This window comes from Mesorhizobium sp. M2A.F.Ca.ET.039.01.1.1 (genome assembly GCF_003998035.1).
Classification (GTDB): Bacteria; Pseudomonadota; Alphaproteobacteria; order Rhizobiales; family Rhizobiaceae; genus Mesorhizobium.
Genome location: NZ_RZRY01000847.1, coordinates 1 through 2366 on the forward strand (window position 1 = coordinate 1; position 2366 = coordinate 2366).

2 protein-coding genes are annotated in these 2366 nt (G+C 65.6%); one reads left to right on the forward strand and one right to left on the reverse strand.

Going from position 1 to position 2366, the window contains the following annotated elements; genetic code table 11:
• Positions 1 to 124: 124 nt before the first annotated feature.
• On the forward strand, positions 125 to 1537 hold the full coding sequence (locus EOA24_RS34550; protein ID WP_126079974.1) for a sodium:proton antiporter: 1413 nt from the start codon (positions 125 to 127) through the stop codon (positions 1535 to 1537).
• Between the two features lie 122 nt (positions 1538 to 1659).
• On the opposite strand, the gene EOA24_RS34555 is transcribed toward EOA24_RS34550, so the two are convergent.
• Positions 1660 to 2358, reverse strand: coding sequence for an ABC transporter ATP-binding protein (locus tag EOA24_RS34555; protein ID WP_127410619.1), 699 nt, complete (start codon positions 2356 to 2358; stop codon positions 1660 to 1662).
• Positions 2359 to 2366 lie beyond the last annotated feature (8 nt).

Here is a 2366-nt window from a genome sequence, read left to right on the forward strand (position 1 = left end):
GATGAGGGGTGCTCCAGGGAAAGCCGGCGTCTCACTCCGCTGGAACACCCCTCATCCGTCTCGGCGCTATCGCGCCGATCCACCTTCTCCCACAAGGGGAGAAGGGAAAACGCGCCGCGGCCGGATGATTTTTCCATTCGCGGCGCTCGCCATAGCGCTGCTGCTCCCAGGGCAGGCGCTGGCCGCCGAAATCCATGAACTGCCCGGCGCCGCCATGTCGCTATGGTGGGGACTGCCCTTTGCCGGCCTGCTGCTGTCGATCGCGACCGGACCGCTGCTCTTTCATCACCTGTGGGAACATCATTACGGCAAGATCGCCGCCGGCTGGGCAGCGCTGGCGGTGGTCCCGCTGGCCGTCGCTTTCGGCATACCGACGGCAGGCGAGGCCGTGCTGCACACGCTGCTCAGCGAATACATGTCCTTCATCATCCTGCTGTTCGCGCTCTACACCATCTCGGGCGGCATCCTGCTCGCCGGCAACATCCACGGCACGCCGCTCACCAATGCCGGGCTGCTGCTCATCGGCGCGCTGCTTGCCTCGGTCATCGGCACGACCGGCGCCTCGATGATCCTAATCCGGCCGATGCTGCGCGCCAACGACAACCGGCCGTTCAACGCCCATGTGGTGATCTTCTTCATCTTCCTGGTCTCCAACATCGGCGGCTCGCTGACGCCGCTCGGCGATCCGCCGCTGTTCGTCGGCTTCCTGCGCGGCGTGGATTTCTTCTGGACGACAGTGCACATCCTGCCGGACACGCTTTTTGTCGGCGGGCTGGTGCTGGCGGTGTTCCTGGCGATCGATCTGGTCCTGCATCGCCGCGAGGCCGGCATGCCGAAGATCAAGGACCCGACGCCCGATACAAAGGTGCGCCTGCGCGGGCTCGCCAACCTGCCGCTGCTCGCCGGCGTGATCGGCGCGATCCTGCTTTCGGCGAGCTGGAAGCCGGGCGTCAGCATCCCAATCCTTGGCGTCAGCCTCGAGTTGCAGAACCTGGTGCGCGACGTCATCATCCTGGTGCTGGCCTTCCTGTCCTTGAAGGTCTCGTACAAGAGCCATCGCGAGGCCAACGGCTTCACCTGGGGGCCGATCGCCGAGGTGGCGAAATTGTTTGCCGGCATCTTCATCTGCATCGTGCCGGTCATCGCCATCCTGCGGGCCGGCCATTACGGCGCGCTGGCGCCGCTGGTGGCGCTCGTCACCTCCGCTGACGGCCAGCCCAACGATCTGGCCTATTTCTGGCTGACCGGGGCGCTGTCTTCCTTCCTCGACAACGCGCCGACCTATCTGGTGTTCTTCGAGCTTGCCGGCGGTGATGCCCAGCACCTGATGACTGAGGCAGCCTCGACGCTGGCCGCGATCTCGGCGGGAGCGGTGTTCATGGGCGCCAACACCTATATCGGCAACGCACCCAACTTCATGGTCTTCGCCATCGCCAGGCATCGCGGCTTCAAGATGCCGGGCTTCTTCGGCTATATGGCGTGGTCCGGCCTTGTGCTGATCCCGACATTCTTGATTGCCGGGTTTTTGCTTTTCTGAAGCGGCGCGGAGCCTTACCTCCCCCTTGTGGGGAGGTCGGACTGCAGGTCCGGGTGGGGGTCGGCGCTGCCCCGTCCCCGCTGCTTCGCAGCGACCCTCCCCACAAAGGGGGAGGGTAATCCTCAGCCCACTCCAACATATCTTCGCACCGCCGAGGGATCCGCCCGCAGCGCTTCGACGTCCACCGTCTCGCGGTTGCGGCCGTTCTCGATGAAGCAAACCCGATCAGCGACCGACAGCACGGCGTCGACGCGCTGCTCGACCAGGATGGTGGAGACGCCGAGCTCGCGCAGCTTGGCCACCGTCTCGCGGATCCTGGCGATCATCGACGGCATCAGGCCCTCGGTCGGCTCGTCCAGCAACAGCACGTGCGGCTCGAGGCAGAGCGCGCGGGCCATGGCCAGCATCTGCTGCTCGCCACCGGAGAGCGTGCCTGAACGCTGCTTCAGCCGCTCGCGTAGCAGCGGGAAGAGATCGAGGACGTTCTCGCGCGTCTGCTTGCCCTTGCCGCGCGCCATCAAGCCGATCTCGATGTTTTCCGCCACGCTCATCTCGGCGAACAGGCGCCTGCCCTGCGGCACATAGGCGACGCCAGCCTTCGGCACGTCATGCGCGGCGAGGCCGGTCAGTTCCTTGCCATCCAGCTTGATCGAGCCGGCGGCCGCCGGGACCAGCCCCATGATGGCCTTCAGCGTCGTCGTCTTGCCGGCGCCGTTGCGGCCGAACAGGCACAGCACCTCGCCCTGGTTGAGGACGAGGTCGAGGCCGTAGAGCACCTGCACCCCGCCATAGAAGCAATCGAGGCCGGCAATGGTGAGCAATTCCGTAT